The organism is Mycobacterium sp. 852002-51961_SCH5331710, from assembly GCF_001665535.1.
Classification (GTDB): domain Bacteria; phylum Actinomycetota; class Actinomycetes; order Mycobacteriales; family Mycobacteriaceae; genus Mycobacterium.
Genome location: NZ_LZSQ01000053.1, coordinates 70,368 through 85,428 on the forward strand (window position 1 = coordinate 70,368; position 15,061 = coordinate 85,428).

Consider the following 15,061-nt stretch of genomic DNA (forward strand, 5'->3'; position numbering starts at 1 on the left):
CATCATCCGACTGTGTGAATGAACTTCGCTGCATCGTCCTGCTCCCCGTGTCGCCAGATCTCTTGCGTTCCCAACATGCCTTTGATCCAGTTGTCGAACTTTCTTATCGCTGCTTCTTCGCTGAGCTCTGCCGATGCGTACTCAATTCCGTTGGTTCCCAGGCTTGTTCGCAGCCCGGCGTCTTTGCCTAGCGATAGAGCGGCTTCGACGAGCCGCAACGGGTTTCCGCCGTCGATGACCATTCCTGCTCGTGCTTTTCGGATATCCTGCGCCGCAGTGCTTTCAGCGCTTACGGCGGCCAACACCGGCGTACCGCTCTGGAAGTATGAGGTGAGCTTGCTCGGAATCGACATCTCCACGACCCCTGGCTTCTCATTCACGAGCAGTATGTCCGCAGCCTTCAAAGCATCCGCGAAGTCGGCTTGCGGTAGGGTGTCGCGGATTTCCAAATGAGTTGTCTGACGGGCCATCGCCTCGAGCTTGCCCCTCTGACTGCCGTCGCCCATCAGGACGAAGCGCAGGCTCAGACGGCGCTTCGCGGCTATCTCAGCGGCTCGGACGACATTGTCGAGTCCCTGTTTGACTCCCATACTTCCGGCGTGCAGGACAACCGTTGTGTCGTCGGCCCATCCGAAGCGCTTGCGACTCGCGGTGCGATCGCTTCCTCCAGACGACTGAACATGCGTCCAGTTCCTGATCGTCGTGACCCTCGCCGGATCTACCCGGAGACGTTGTACAAGCTGATCGCGGAACCGATCGTGCGCCACCACGATCCCATCGGCTTCGCGCATGACCCAACCCTCCAGCCGGCCCGCAAGTTCGGCAGTCGCCGAGTGCGGATTTTGCGTTTCACTCAGCCCGACGGTGTAGAGATCCTGAACCCAAATTCCTAGTACGGGGCGGTGCCCGAATAACGCGCGACGCCGGAGACACTGGGCGGCGGTCGAGATGAGCGCCGGAGTTGTGCAGACAACGACATCTGGCCGGTTCCAGCTCGACGCGGCACCGCGAACACCGAAGGTCGTCTCCATGAGGAGCCTACGCAGGTTCGATGTTCTTCTTGGCACCGAATGCCTCACCCGCTTGATGGATACGCCATCCATGGCCTCGATCGACGTCCATTTCCATCGATACTGCGGTGCCACCCTCCACTCCGGATAGTGGGGCATCCCTGTGACGACGCTGACGCGGTAGCCTCTGCCCGCCAGGCCGCCGCACAGTCCTGCCGTATATGGCGCAATACCACAGGGTTCGGGAGCATAGTTGATCCCTAGAACGGTCACAGATATTGGATCGCCCATGACAGACATCAGTAGGCCCCGGTACGCCGGAGGATGGCCCGCAACGTCTTGGTGATGATGAGGCCGTCTGCGATCATCGACCAGTTGTCGACATATGAGAGATCCAACCGAACAGATCGCTCCCAGGAAAGGTCGGATCGCCCGCTCACCTGCCACAGTCCCGTCACCCCGGGCTTCACCAGGAGACGACGCAACACGTCACAGTCGTAGGCCTCCACCTCGCGCCGCAACGGTGGCCGGGGACCGACGACGCTCATCTCTCCCCTCAACACATTGAGGAATTGAGGCAATTCGTCGATACTGAACCGTCGCAAGAACCGACCGACATTGGTGATGCGTGGATCGTCGTGGATCTTGAACAACAATCCGTCGCTTTCGTTGGCGCTCAGCAGGCTGGCCAGCTGTTTATCAGCGTCTCGAACCATGGTGCGGAACTTCATCATCGAGAACGGCTTGCCGTCGATGCCGATGCGTTCGGACGAGTAGAACACCGGTCCGCGGCTCGTTACCTTGATCGCAATAGCGGTACCGATCAGTATGGGTAGGGTCGCGATGAGCGCCGCCGTTGCGAAACACAAATCGAATGCGCGTTTCTGGAACCGCTTCGCGGCGTGATATTGGGGTTTTTCGATGTGCAGCAACGGAAGCCCGGCGATCGGTCGCATCACCAACCGAGACAACGCGACGTCCATTACACCCGTCGAGACGACGAGGTCGACTCCAAGCGGCTCCAGAGCCCAGATGAGCCTTCGGATACCCCGAACGCCGAAATGTTCGGTTCCCGCGATGGCAACCGTGTCTGCGCCACACGTACGTATCGCATCCAACATCTGGTCTTCCCCACCGACGATCGGGATGGCGCAGCCATTGACGGCAATGTGCCTGCCCTGAGGAGGCCCGTAACCCGGTACGCCGATCCCCACAATGCGGTAACCGTCTACCGCATCTCGGGTGAGTTCATTCGCCAGGTTTTGCACCGCGTCGAGTTCCCCGAACGCGAGAACGGCGATCTGCGAGTCTCCGTCAGCACGCTTGCGCGCCAGTCGGCCACGCCAGAACAATCTGCCGAATACCAGTCCGAAGATCCCGGCCGGAAGTGCTACTGCCAAATAGCCCCGCGCGACGTCAAACCGGAGGAGTAACGTCACGATGGCGATCGCTCCGAATGTCCAGAAGGAGGCGGCGACGACGCGCCGATACTCTTCGAGACCGGATCCGATGATCCTCGAAGACCGGCTGTGGCACCCAGCCAGCGCTGATAGCCACACGATGATGAACACGGCAGAAAAGCCCGGGATGATGTACCTGTAGTAGCCTGCCGCTGAGGCGGTGCTTCCGAATCGTATGTACTGCGCCAGAATTACCGCCGCGCAGACAACGAAGCTATCAGTCAGCCTCAGCTTGGCTGCATACCTCCGCTGCCAAGTGGTGCGCTCGAATACTCTGCTCGGTATGAGGTTTCGTAAGGCGAGTGCGACGCTCTCGCTCTCCACCTCAGGTTTCCACGGAACCGCCTTTGTTTCGCTAACCGCAGCCAGGTGCGCTCCATTGGCGGAGCGATGATCGGCGAGCCTCGTCTGAATTTCGCTCTGTTGCATCGCTTCATCCTCCTTCCGCGAAATCCCCGCGTCGGTCCGGAGCCCGGGCCACCGAACGTCCTGCCCCGTATGTCAAGCCATTCATCGTCGTCAAGCTCCCGGAATTGCTGCGCCAGTTGGGTATCCGCAGACCTTTCGCCACCATGCCTGCCCGGATGCCGGCAGGCTGTCGATGGGGTCGTAGTACGGGTAGACAGCGTTCAGGGCATCGACATCGGTTTCGTCCAAGCCAGTGCGGTAGTTCTTGCTCCAGTGCGAGATGCCTCGGATCCGGTCGTAATAGACCACCTGATGGACCCACCGCTTGCCGACGTAGGGCACGTCACACACGAGTCTCGGCGTTGCGAACCCGGGGAGATAGCCCATGATCTCAAGCTGCAGCTGTTGGGCCTCCCACAACGAGACTCGCCAGTGCTCGGCGTGGGGGATCATGTCGCACATGTAGAAGTAGTACGGGAGGATGTTTGCTTCGCCCTGTAGTGCGAAGCACAAATCGAGCAGATCCGTCGCACTGGCGTTCACCCCGCGCAGCAGCACCCCCTGATTGCGTACGTCCCGCAGGCCCGCATCGAGCAGTGCCCGCGTCGCCTGCGCAACCAGTGGGGTAACCGACTGCACATGGTTGATGTGGGTGTGCAGCGCCAGGTTGACCCCGCGGGCGGAGGCCATGTGCGCCAATCGATTGATCCCGTCGATCACCTTCGACTGGAGCCAGTGCTGCGGTAGGGCGGCGAGCGCCTTGGTTGCCAAGCGGATATCACGAATAGTGTCGATCTCGAGCAACTGGTCGACGAACGATTCCAGCCGTGGCCAGGGAACATTGGCCACGTCACCGCCGGACACCACCACGTCGCGAACCGTCGGTGTTTCTCGGAGGTAGGCCAGCATTCTGTCCTGGCGTTCGGACGGCTGCAGATTCAGCTTGGCCTTGCTGATCGTCGGCGTGGAGTTGCCAACCAGATCCATGCGCGTGCAGTGTCCACAGTACTGCGGGCACGTCGTCAGCAGTTCGGCGAGTACCTTCGTGGGGTACCGATGAGTGAGCCCCTCCACCACCCACATGTCGCTCTCGTGCAACGAATCCCGCTCGGCGTAAGGGTGCGATCGCCATTCCGGGTCACGGTCACTGAGGACCGGCAGCATGTAACGCCGAATCGGATCGGCGTAGAAGGCCTCGGTCAACCACCGACGTTCAGGAGCGCAGTGGGGAGCCATGGTGTTGAGCATTTGGGGTGGCAGCAGCATCGACATGGTCGCCCGCTGTGTCTGGTCGGCAAGCAGATCGGCATAGAACCGCTCTTCGAGCAGGTCGCCCACCACCGCGCGCAGCTGCCCGATGTTCTTGATGGTGTGTGCCCGCTGCCATTGCGGGTCACGCCATTCGGTGTCGGTGACCATCGCCCAGCCCGGGTAACGTCGCCAATCCGGCTCGGACAGCTCCTTGCGCACATACGAATACGGCTGATCGACCGGTGCGGCGAAGCCCGGTTGTGTGCGTTCAACAACTTCGGTGAGTGTGGTCATTTCGACAGGACCTTTCGCGAAACGGTCGCCGGTTCGGCGCTGGATATCAATTCGGCCGCAACCCGGCGACCCGATCTGATCGCGCCCTCCATCAGCCCGAAGAACTCCAGGCTGGTTTCGGTGCCAGCCCAGTGCACGCGGCCATGAGGTTCGGTCAGCGTCGGTCCCAGCCTCAGCCAGTCCCCCGGCCCGAACAGGGCGGCATAGCATCCCCTGCTGTATTCGGCGGCCAGCCAGTCCGTTACCGTGCACAGCGAGGGGCGGGGCAACGACGGGAAGAGCCGACCGACGTGGGCCGACGCCGCGTCCCGCTGCTCGGTCGTCGAGAGCGCTGAGAACCTCGCCGCGGCCGCACCGGTCACGAATCCGGTTAGCACGCCCGCAGATTCATCCGGCGGAGAATCGTCGACCGTGGACAGCAACGGCCCGTCAGAGCTCATCGACCACCCGGACAAACCATGCTCACGCCACATCGGGGCGGGATAGCCCAGGTGGACCTTGACCGCGCAGCCGCGCCCGGTCGTCGCTGTCGCCCGCGGTGCATGAAGCGCAGGCCGGAAGTCGATCTGCTGGGCCAACAACGGCGGCACGGCAACGACCACACGATCTGCCCGATACTCGGACCGCAGGCCGTCACCCTCTGAAACACACTGCACGACCGCTTCATCGGCGTGTTGACCGATCGCATGTACCCTGTGGCGCAACCGCACCCGATCGCCGAGCCGTTCCGCCAGCGCCACACACAGCGAGTGTGCGCCGCCGGCTATCCGCCACTCCTGCGCACCGCCCTCGAATGCGTTCAGATAGCGGAGCCCTCCGCCCGAGCGCAGGTAGAACGCCATGTGCAGAACGGAGATGGCAGCGGGGTCGGCCGCCATCATCTCGCCGATGAACAACCGGAAGAAGGTCCGCGCGTCCGGATGCTTGATCTCGTCGGCGACCCAGCGTGCGGCGGTCAACCGGTCGAGGCGATCCGCCTGTGGGCTCCGCCAAGGTTCGTCAGGGCGAATCTGCGCGACGAGGTCCTCGAGCCGATCGAAGGTATCCCCGAGCGCGACCACGTCCAGCGGTGGAACCCTACTGGCGGTGGTCGTCCGCTTATCGCCCAACAGGAACGTGCTATCTCCGGACATCCCTGTGGAAACCAGGTCGAGCCCGTGCTGCCGGATGAGCGCGAGCAACTCCGTGTGTTGAGCACCGAGGTATGCAGCGCCGCCATCGGCGACGATACCGCCGGTCACAGGGACGCCACGCATCCGGCCGCCCACTCGGCCACGGGCTTCGAGCACGACGACCTCGGCACCGGCCGCCTCTAACTCGACAGCTGCGGTCAGCCCGGCGAGGCCAGCCCCCACGACTACGACATGCATTCTTCCCCCCGTCATGGGACTGCGACGCCAACCTTCGCGAACAAGCCGTCCGGTGACGGGTCTTCGATGAAGTCCTCCCACGTCAGCTCCGTTCCGAAGTCTCGCGCGATCGCGCTGAGAACCCTGGTGGCCAGCAGCGAATCTCCGCCGAGCTCGAAGAAGTTCGAGCGGGTATCCACGTCAGAAGTGTTGAGGACTTTCCGGAAGATCTGAACTATTTGGTCGGCGCTCATCGGGCTTTTTCCTTGCTGTCGTGGATTCCTATGGCACGTCGTGTCGCAGCTCGGTCAACCTTCCCACTGGATGTGTATGCCAGTGCTGCAACGAATTTCACGCGAGTTGGCACGATCTGGCTGGGAAGGCGCTCGCGCAGGTACTGTTTCAGGTCGCCCGCAGTAATCGCCCCGGTCTGGACGACGTAGGCCGTCAACGACGTGCGACCGAGTGACCGTTCGCCGACCACGACCGCGCCCACGACAGCGGGGTGGGCGGTCAACTGGGCCTCCACCTCGGCCGGATGCACGCGCACACCGAGGACTTTCAACTGTTCGTCGACGCGGCCGTGCGGCCGTAACAGGCCGTCTTCGCCACGGGTGACCAAGTCTCCGGTGCGGAACCACCGGGTCGGTCCAAATCCATAATCGACAACCGGGAATCCCGTCGCCGTGAGATCGGGTAAGCCAAGGTAACCGGTTGCCAGAGCGGGGCCCGCCACGAGCAACTCGCCGTCATCGGTCACGTGATCGCGTACATGCGGTAGTGCTCGCCCGAGCGGCGTCTCGGTGTCGAAGGCCGCGACTGTTGTTTCGGCGCCGGGGCCGCTCAGCTGCACCGCATGAGTGATCATCGTCGTTTCCGTGCACCCATAAGTGTTCAGCAACTCGACATGTCCGAGGTCGAGATCACGCCATTGCCCCAACCGGGTCGGATCTACCCGCTCGCCGCCGATCACCACCAGCCGTACGGATTCTGGCAGCGTGGTTTGCTCCTCATGCAGGTAGAGCACGAGTTCGTGCCAGAAAGCGGTCGGCAGATCGAGGACGGTGACGCGCCGTTCTGCCAGCATGCGCACGAAGGCCGGAAACGAATGTGAATGCGCCGCATCGTCGAAAACCAATGCTGCACCGGCCGTTAGCGCGGGCAAGATCTCCTCCAGGCAGGTGTCCCAGCCGAGGGAGGCGAACTGCAGCACTCGGTCCTCTGGAGTGAGCGTGAAGAGGTGGCGCAGCGCGCGCACGGTGACCGTCAACGCGCGCCGCGAGACCATCACCGGCTTCGGCGTCCCGGTAGATCCCGAGGTGCACAGCACATACGCCGGATCGCTTGCGCTCCACACAGGCTCCAGCAGTTCCGACTTCACACATGCCGGCTGGTCGCCGAGTGCTTCGATCCGAAGGTTCGTTGGTTCGTGCGCAGAGGAATCCGATGTGAAGAGCTGATCCAGGCCGATTCTCGCGGCGAGCTCCTCTCTGCGCGCGACCGGAAGCGCGTCATCGATTGGGCAGTAGACGCCACCGGCTTGCAGTATCCCCAAGATTTGATCCACCACAGCGGGTGTGTGCGAGACCAGCGCTCCGATGAAACCGCCATTGTCGAATCGGCGTGCCCGGTAGTGCTGTGCGGTACGCCCGACACGATCCGCAAGGTCCCGGTACGTGATGGAGACACCGTTGTGCATGACTGCGGCGCGATGAGGCCAATCGCGCGCCGCTGCAATGAAGTCGAAAACCACATCGCATGCGGCATCGACGCCGGGAGAAGGGATGCCGGTCTCAGGAAAGGCGATGCTAGACATAACTTCTGGTGTTCTCGTTGAATCGGCTACCGGTTTGACCCGGTGTTCGGAGTCCGTGTGACGTCGGCAGAACGAAATGCTCGAGAATTCAGACGTTCGCCAACGGACTGGTAGCCCTTATCGATTCTGACGCGACCGCGTCCTATGAAACCTAACACCGAACCCCCACCCGATTGACGCCGTTGGCGCACTGTTAACCGCCGTGTATCACACTGCGCCGCAATCTGATACGGCATCCAGCGATCCCGGACGCCCCCCGTAGTTAACTTACTAACCACTTCACCACTATGGGGGACCTACCGCCAGCCGTACATGGACCATCAGAGCGATCTTTTGGTGAATCCAGGTCTAGTTCCTGGACTACCCTTCGGTGTAGCGCAGGGTGCGGGAGAGTGCCGCAGCGTGGGTGCGAGAACTCACGCCCAACTTAGTCAGCAGGTTGTGCACGTGGTTTTTGACCGTGTGAAGTGCGATGCACAGTTCTTGCGCAATGTCTTTATTCGACAGACCTAGTTCGAGCATCTTGAGGATCTGAACCTCTCGAGCCGTGAGAACTAGTTCCTTGTCGGGGGATTGCCGTTGTGAAGCGACTTCCGACAGCCGGCGAAGCAGTATTGCCGAAACTCGCGGCGAACACATTGACTCCCCTGCAGCTACCTTCCGAATCAACAACAGCAGGTCGTCAAGTGAGTCGGATCGCAGATGATATCCCGCGGCGCCGGCCTCGGCGCACGAGACGATTTCCTGCTCGTCATCCTCTGTCATGCCCAAGACAATCACGCGCACACTCGGGTTCAGTTTCAACGCCTGTCTCAGCAACATCTCACTGTCGCGGGTTGCCATGCTCAGCAGGATCACTCGCGGCATCGTGTTTTCGATCGCCCAGACCAACGAGGGCAGATCCCATGCCACACCGGGGTTTACGACGCCCTGCGCGGCCACGACCCCCGCTACGAAATCGCGATAGAGGGTGTTGTCGTCGACGATGAGGATGCCAGCGTCCCTGAGCGCTCCCGGACGGTCCGCATGATCACGTACATGTTCTGTTCCGTCCCCGTTGCGGATGTGCGCGTCCCATCCGGCCGTACGCGGGCTGTCGAATTGCCGATCGGACGCACCGCTCCATCCACCGCTCGTGATCGGAGCACAGACGGACTCCGCCGGCTCGGCGGATCGTTCAAAACCTGGGCCGTCTGTTCGAGTTGTTCGCAGTCCGCCGGTCGGGGCGGAAATCACTGCGCTGCCTGAGTTATTGTTCATCGAGAATCTTTCGAGGACGACGGGTTACCCCGCGACCGACCAAGTTTGCGTCCCGCGGGACCGCACCTGCCTGAGCGAAACGATATGAGTTTGCCAGGATCACCGCAACTGTACGCGGAACCTCATCAACGTAAAAGTTGCGAAGGGGCCTACTTCGATGGTGGCCGGTGCAGACCACGCCTGGTAAGACCGGGTATTTTCCCCGTCTAAGCGTGATTTTCCGACTAAGAGTATGTTTTCGTTCGTTTGACCCCCTTTTGTTTCGTTTTGAGGATTGCCTGCCCTCGAAGGAAGCTGTTGTCGGCTAGCCATACCAGGCCGCCCACCTCTCTCCGACGCTGAAATGGTCAGGCTCTTCGCCAAACTCCGGAGGAGTGATCAACTTCCTGAAAGTTTGCTGTGTGAAAGTTCGCAACCGCAATTTGGCGCACGGTCGACCGTTCTGCGGCGCGTTCACCGACGTGACCATCAGCGCCGCACTCCCGTTCGCACACGACATGCTTCGAGTAAGCGAGGTGATACGGGTCTGTGAGTTCGGAAGTCCAGCAAGATGACTGTGGGTGACGGCCATCGCACGGGTGTCTGGGCGCTCACGCGTACCCGAGAATTCCGCCGACGGCAGCCCCACATACCGAAAGCGAAAGTCTTTCGCTGCCCACGTCTTTTCGGGCCGAGCGGGCTCCCCGTGACCCGCTTAGGGATGGTATTGGAGGGCTACACATTCAGACACGACCTGCTAACTTCGCTATCTGCGGTGATCTTCCGCAAGTGGCCGTCTAATCAGCCGATGACATAGGAGTGCACACGTGTATTTGAGCAGGATTGCCAGCATGTTGGCAGCGACCGCGACCGCAGGCTTCATCGGGGCGCCGGTCGCCTGGGCGGAACCCGACGCCACCCAACCTGAGGCCACGCCGGCCGGGCCGACTGTCCAGACCCAGGCGCTCGGTAGTCAGGGCAAGTTGGTGGACGGAGACGTGATCCAGGGTTGGACGATCGCGAACCTCAAGCCGAGTAGTGACGCCATTCCCTACCCCGTTAGCGGCACGCTGTGGGAAGCGACCGCGACGGATCGGGCCATCCAGGGGCCGGCAACGCCGATCGTGTCGAATCTGAACGCCCGGGCCGCCGACGGTCAGTCGTACCGTTCGTTGTTCGGAGTGGCCACAGCGCAGGGTGTGAACCCCTCAACGTTGGCTCAGGGCCAGGAGACATCGGGCAAGGTCTACTTCGACGTCACCGGCGCCTCGCCCGACAGCGTGGTGTACAACGCCGGCGGACAGGACCTCTTGGTGTGGACCCAGTCCGCGTCGAACTCGAGCACGTCCTCGCCCTCGACCTCGTACGGCACGGGCACCTCGCCGGCCGCTGCGGAAGCCACGGTCACCGAGGCTCCTGAGGGCACGGCCGCCGCTCCCGCCGCGACGAGCACGGAGGCACCCGAGGGCAGCCAGGGCACGCCGATCGCCGAGGGCAGCCAGGGCACGCCTGTCGAGCCGGCGCAGGGCACCGCGGCACAGCAGCCCGCCGAGGGCGCGGCCGCCCCGGCCGGCACCAGCGAGGGCGTGCCGCAGCCTGCCGGCAGCCAGGGCACCCCGTTGCCCACGGGTGACCAGGTGCAGACCCCGACCACCTACACCCCGGTGCCGACCCCGTAACTGGATCGCCTAAGAGATCAAACGGTCAGCGTCGTCACGAGTGCGATGACCACCACGCGTACAGCTGTGGAAAGGTCGGGCCAGTCGGCCCCGCTCGGACGGCGCTGACCGTCATCTTTTCCTCGTCGGTCCAGACCACGGTCGGTTGACCGTTCTGAAGGCCGCAGTAGAGCTGCCCGCTGATCCTGTCCGGAGTCGCGTTGCGCCGCCATGGCCCCGGCGACTGAATCTTTCCCGGGCAGTCGACCCGCACCGTGGCCCCGATCGTGTCATTGAAGGTCTTCTCCAGTGACGCTCGGTCGCGGACAAGACTGAACGTCGCCGACTCGGGGCCGTCGGGATCGCCGTTCTTGGCGCAATCCACCTGTGACAGAACGCCTTCGGGTGCCAACGTCGATTCACACGCACCTGCTGGATAGCCCTTCGGCAGCTGTCGCAGTAGCCGCGTGTCGTCTTGGGAGGTCATCGTCGCCGCCGTCGTCGTCGGAGGTGCACTGGCCGTCGGCGGTTCTGTGGGAGTCGCCCGTTGGGCATCGTCCGGGGACGGCCGCGTCGACCAGAAGATCAGTCCTGCGACGGCGGCGAAGACGCCGATGACCGCGGCAACGATGGCGGCCGTCTTCTTCGGTGATCTCGGCTGTACCTGGCGCGGAGTCACCGTTAGCGGTGCGTCGAACCGACGTTCCCATCTGGGCTCTGCGGGGTAAGGGTCCTCCGACTCGGGTGGCGTCGACGAACTCATCCGCACAAGGGTAATGGGCGGATCCGACCCGCACGCACGTCGATCAGCCGAGGATCAACCCGGATGTCGGAACACCGGTGCCCGCGGTGACGAGAACGTGCTCGACGTCGGGAACCGGATTCACCGACGTCCCGCGCAGTTGGCGTACGCCCTCGGCGATTCCGTTCATGCCGTGGATGTATGCCTCGCCCAGTTGCCCGCCGTGTGTGTTGATCGGCAGTCGCCCGCCGACCTCGATGGCACCGTCCTTGATGAAGTCCTTGGCGTCACCCTTGTCGCAGAATCCGAGCTCTTCCAGTTGGATCAGCGTGAACGGCGTGAAGTGGTCATAGAGAATTGCGGTTTGGATGTCCTCGGGCTTGAGCCCTGACTGCTCCCACAACTGCCGCCCGACGAGGCCCATCTCGGGCAGTCCGAGTTCCGGTCGATAGTAGCTCGTCATCGAGTACTGGTCCGGGCTGGAACCCTGCGAGGCCGCCTCGATGATCGCCGGGCGGTGCTTGAGGTCCTTGGCGCGCTCGGCGGAGGTCACGACCAATGCCACGCCGCCATCGGTCTCCTGGCAGCAGTCCAGAAGCCGCAGCGGTTCGGCGATCCACCGGGAATTCTGGTGATCTTCGATCGTGATCGGCTTCTCGTAGAAGTACGCCTTGGGGTTCTTCGCAGCGTGTTTGCGGTCCGCGACGGAGATCATGCCGAAATCTCTACTGGTCGCGCCGGACTGGTGCATATACCGCCGGGCGATCATCGCGACCTGAGCGGCAGGAGTGGACAAACCGTGCGGATAGGAGAAGGAGTTGTCGACGCCGGTCGAGTCGGCGTTCTCGACCAACCGCATCTGCACCTGGCCGAACCGGACACCGGATCTTTCGTTGAACGCCCGGTATGCCACAACGCAATCCGCGACACCAGTCGCTACGGCGATCGCCGCCTGCTGAACGGTCGCGCAGGCCGCCCCACCTCCGTGGTGGATCTTCGAGAAGAACTTCAACTCGCCGATACCGGTCGCCCGTGCGATCGCGACCTCGGTGTTGGAGTCCATCGTGAAGGTGACCATGCCGTCCACATCGGCGGGCGTCAGGCCCGCGTCGTCGAGCGCGTCCAGCACCGCTTCCGACGCCAGCCGAAGTTCACTGCGGCCGGAGTTCTTCGAGAAGTCGGTGGCGCCGATGCCGACGATCGCCGCCTTTCCGGACAGTGCACCCCTACTCGGCATCAGGCGTTCCCTCCGATTACGAGTGTGGCAGTCGCGATGACATGGTTGCCGAGGCTGTTGGCGCCGACGATCTTCAGCGTGATCAGCGCGTCATCGACGGCGGTGACCTCACCGGAGAACGTCACCGTGTCGTAGGCGTACCAAGGGACACCCAAGCGCAGTGAGATCGACTTGATGATCGCGGTCGGTCCGGCCCAGTCGGTGATGTAGCGCTGCACCAGGCCGGTGTCGGTGAGGATGTTGACGAAGATGTCCTTGGAACCCTTGGCTTGCGCCTTGTCCCGGTCGTGATGAACGTCCTGATAGTCACGAGTGGCGATCGCCGTGGACACGATGAAGGTCGGGTCACCGTAGAGGGCGAGTTCGGGAAGCTTGGTTCCCACTTCGACGACGGGTGCGCTCATGCCGCGGCCTCCTCATCGGGCTCCCATGCGTAGAGCGTCCACGCCGGGCCGGAGTCTCCCTCGGGAAAGTCGATATACGTTGCGCGGACAGGCATTCCGATCTGCACCGCGGCCGGGTCGACATTACGGAGCTGTCCGAGCATCCGTACGCCTTCCTCGAGCTCGACGAGCGCGATGACGAACGGCAACGTCCGACCGGGCACCTTGGGCGCATGGTGCACCACGAAGCTGAAGATCGTGCCCCTACCGCTTGCGACAACGTAATCCGTCGGCTGGTCCTTGTCCTGCCAGAGGGCCGGCACCGGGGGATGCACCAGCGTGCCGTCGCCACGCTTCTGGATGCGCAACTCATGGGCGTTGACGCCATCCCAGAAGAACTTGGTGTCGCGGGACGATGCCGGCCGCATCATCATGTCCGCGTCCAGATCGTCGGGGACCGCAGCGCCGGTATCCTTTTCTGCGGGCTTGAATTTCATGATACGCCACAGCATTTCGGCGACGACCTCGTCGCCGTCGGTGCCGTTGGCCACCGTCCAGGTGATGAGCTGATTGATGAAGTATCCCTCACCCAGCGCTGTCTGCTTGGGACCCACCACGTCTGTGATCTCGGCGTGGATGCTGACCTCCTCGCCGGGACGAAGATATCGGTGATAGGTCTGCTCACAGTTGGTGGCGACCACGCCGACGAATCCGGCATCGTCGAAGAGCTGCATCATCTTGCTCAGCGGATCATCGTCCGAGCGGCCCTGACCGAGCCCGCCCATCGTCCACACCTGGATCATCGCCGGCGGCGCCACGATGCCGGGGTGCCCGGCGGCCTTGGCCGCTTCCTCGTCCACGTAGATCGGGTTCCGGTCACCGATGGCGTCGACCCAATGGTGGATCATGGGCTGATTGACTGGATCTCGGCCGGTGCGCGCCTCGCTCTTGCCATCCGCCTTGATCTTCTCGATGCCCGTCCTCAGGTCGGCACTCATCTGCGCCCTCTGTCCCCTGCACTTCGTGCGTGGCCCCTCTTCGCGCAAGCGCTCATCGCGGAACCCTCGGAACCTTCAGACCTGCGGCCGCGATCATCTCCCGCATAACCTCGTTGACACCTCCACCGAACGTGATCACCAGGTTTCGTTTGGTTTGCGAGTCAAGCCATTCCAGCAATTCGGCGGTCTCGGGTTCTGCCGGGTTGCCGTACTTGCCGACGATCTCCTCGGCCAGACGCCCGGCGTACTGTATCCGCTCCGTGCCGAATACCTTGGTGGCAGCGGCGTCGGCGACGTCGATGGTCTCTCCCGCCGCCGCAACCTGCCAGTTGAGCAGTTCGTTGATCCGCCACATCGCCTTGAGCTCACCGAGCGATCGTTTGACGTCATCGTGGTTGAGCGGGATATCGCCGTTGCCACCGGGTTTCGACGCCCACGCGTGCACGTGGTCGTACAGGCTGGCGAATCGGCCGGCGGGCCCCAACATCACGCGCTCGTTGTTCAGCTGCGTGGTGATCAGCTTCCACCCGCCGTTCTCCTCGCCGACGAGCATGTCGGCGGGCACCCGGACGTCGTTGTAGTACGTCGCGTTGGTGTGATGGGCGCCGTCGGACAGGATCATCGGCGTCCACGAGTAGCCGGGATCTTTGGTGTCGACGATGAGGATCGAAATACCTTTGTGCTTGACCGCTTCCGGGTCCGTTCGGCACGCCAGCCAGATGTAATCGGCGTCGTGCCCGCCGGTGGTGAACACCTTCTGCCCGTTGACGATGTACTCGTCGCCCTCGCGCACCGCGGTGGTGCGCAGCGACGCCAGGTCGGTGCCGGCCTCCGGCTCGGTGTAACCGATCGCGAAGTGCACCTCACCGGCGAGGATGGCGGGAAGGAACTTCTTCTTCTGCTCCTCGGTGCCGTACTGCTGCAGCGTTGGGCCCACGGTCTGCAGCGTGACGGCAGGAAGCGGCACGTCCGCCCGCTGCGCCTCGTTGACGAAGATCGACTGCTCGATCGGCCCGAAGCCGAGACCGCCGAACTCCTTCGGCCAGCCGACGCCGAGCTTTCCGTCCGAGCCCATCCGCTTGATGACCGCGCGGTACGCCTTGCCGTGTCGGTCCTTCTCCATCTCCCTGGCCTCTTCGGGCGAGATGAGATTCGAGAAGTAATCCCGCAGTTCGGCCTGTAGCTGCTTCTGTTCGGGCGTCAGTTCGATGAACAT

General features: G+C 62.8%; 13 protein-coding genes. 1 reads left to right on the plus strand and 12 read right to left on the minus strand.

Going from position 1 to position 15,061, the window contains the following annotated elements:
• Window positions 1-2: 2 nt before the first annotated feature.
• The 7 genes from A5752_RS08885 to A5752_RS08915 form a co-directional block, all read right to left on the minus strand.
• Window positions 3-1,310, minus strand: a complete 1,308-nt coding sequence (locus tag A5752_RS08885; protein ID WP_082963811.1) for a glycosyltransferase — start codon at window positions 1,308-1,310, stop codon at window positions 3-5.
• The gene (locus A5752_RS08890) at window positions 1,310-2,899 is read right to left on the minus strand and encodes a sugar transferase (RefSeq protein WP_067084374.1); all 1,590 of its coding nucleotides are present in this window, start codon (window positions 2,897-2,899) and stop codon (window positions 1,310-1,312) included. The genes A5752_RS08885 and A5752_RS08890 overlap by 1 nt, the downstream gene beginning before the upstream one ends.
• Window positions 2,900-2,989: 90 nt before the next feature.
• Complete coding sequence (locus A5752_RS08895; RefSeq protein ID WP_067084378.1) at window positions 2,990-4,423, minus strand: KamA family radical SAM protein; 1,434 nt, start codon at window positions 4,421-4,423, stop codon at window positions 2,990-2,992.
• On the minus strand, window positions 4,420-5,778 hold the full coding sequence (locus tag A5752_RS08900) for a flavin monoamine oxidase family protein (RefSeq protein ID WP_231983366.1): 1,359 nt from the start codon (window positions 5,776-5,778) through the stop codon (window positions 4,420-4,422). The genes A5752_RS08895 and A5752_RS08900 overlap by 4 nt, the downstream gene beginning before the upstream one ends.
• 26 nt (window positions 5,779-5,804) lie before the next feature.
• Entirely contained in the window at window positions 5,805-6,026 is a 222-nt protein-coding gene (locus tag A5752_RS08905) for an acyl carrier protein (protein WP_067084382.1), read from the minus strand.
• Window positions 6,023-7,588, minus strand: a complete 1,566-nt coding sequence (locus tag A5752_RS08910) for an AMP-binding protein (RefSeq protein WP_067084384.1) — start codon at window positions 7,586-7,588, stop codon at window positions 6,023-6,025. Before A5752_RS08910 ends, A5752_RS08905 begins: the two co-directional genes overlap by 4 nt.
• A 360-nt stretch (window positions 7,589-7,948) precedes the next feature.
• Window positions 7,949-8,848, minus strand: coding sequence for a LuxR C-terminal-related transcriptional regulator (locus tag A5752_RS08915; protein ID WP_067084386.1), 900 nt, complete (start codon window positions 8,846-8,848; stop codon window positions 7,949-7,951).
• Window positions 8,849-9,678: 830 nt separating this feature from the next.
• Here A5752_RS08915 and A5752_RS08920 point away from each other — a divergent pair.
• Window positions 9,679-10,506, plus strand: coding sequence for an MPT63 family protein (locus A5752_RS08920; RefSeq protein WP_067084388.1), 828 nt, complete (start codon window positions 9,679-9,681; stop codon window positions 10,504-10,506).
• Between the two features lie 34 nt (window positions 10,507-10,540).
• Here A5752_RS08920 and A5752_RS08925 read toward each other — a convergent pair whose 3' ends face one another.
• From A5752_RS08925 to fadE29, 5 genes are read right to left on the minus strand one after another with little or no spacing between them, the layout of a single operon-like run.
• Window positions 10,541-11,248, minus strand: coding sequence for a hypothetical protein (locus A5752_RS08925; RefSeq protein WP_156613723.1), 708 nt, complete (start codon window positions 11,246-11,248; stop codon window positions 10,541-10,543).
• A gap of 43 nt (window positions 11,249-11,291) precedes the next feature.
• The gene (gene ltp2 / locus A5752_RS08930) at window positions 11,292-12,464 is read right to left on the minus strand and encodes a 17-hydroxy-3-oxo-4-pregnene-20-carboxyl-CoA lyase (RefSeq protein WP_067084393.1); all 1,173 of its coding nucleotides are present in this window, start codon (window positions 12,462-12,464) and stop codon (window positions 11,292-11,294) included.
• Window positions 12,464-12,868, minus strand: a complete 405-nt coding sequence (locus A5752_RS08935; protein WP_067084395.1) for a MaoC family dehydratase — start codon at window positions 12,866-12,868, stop codon at window positions 12,464-12,466. The genes ltp2 and A5752_RS08935 overlap by 1 nt, the downstream gene beginning before the upstream one ends.
• On the minus strand, window positions 12,865-13,845 hold the full coding sequence (locus A5752_RS08940; RefSeq protein ID WP_067084397.1) for a bifunctional MaoC family dehydratase N-terminal/OB-fold nucleic acid binding domain-containing protein: 981 nt from the start codon (window positions 13,843-13,845) through the stop codon (window positions 12,865-12,867). Before A5752_RS08940 ends, A5752_RS08935 begins: the two co-directional genes overlap by 4 nt.
• 52 nt (window positions 13,846-13,897) lie before the next feature.
• Window positions 13,898-15,061 carry an acyl-CoA dehydrogenase FadE29 gene (gene fadE29 / locus A5752_RS08945; protein ID WP_067084398.1) on the minus strand — a complete coding sequence of 388 codons (1,164 nt, stop codon included), beginning with the start codon at window positions 15,059-15,061 and terminating at the stop codon, window positions 13,898-13,900.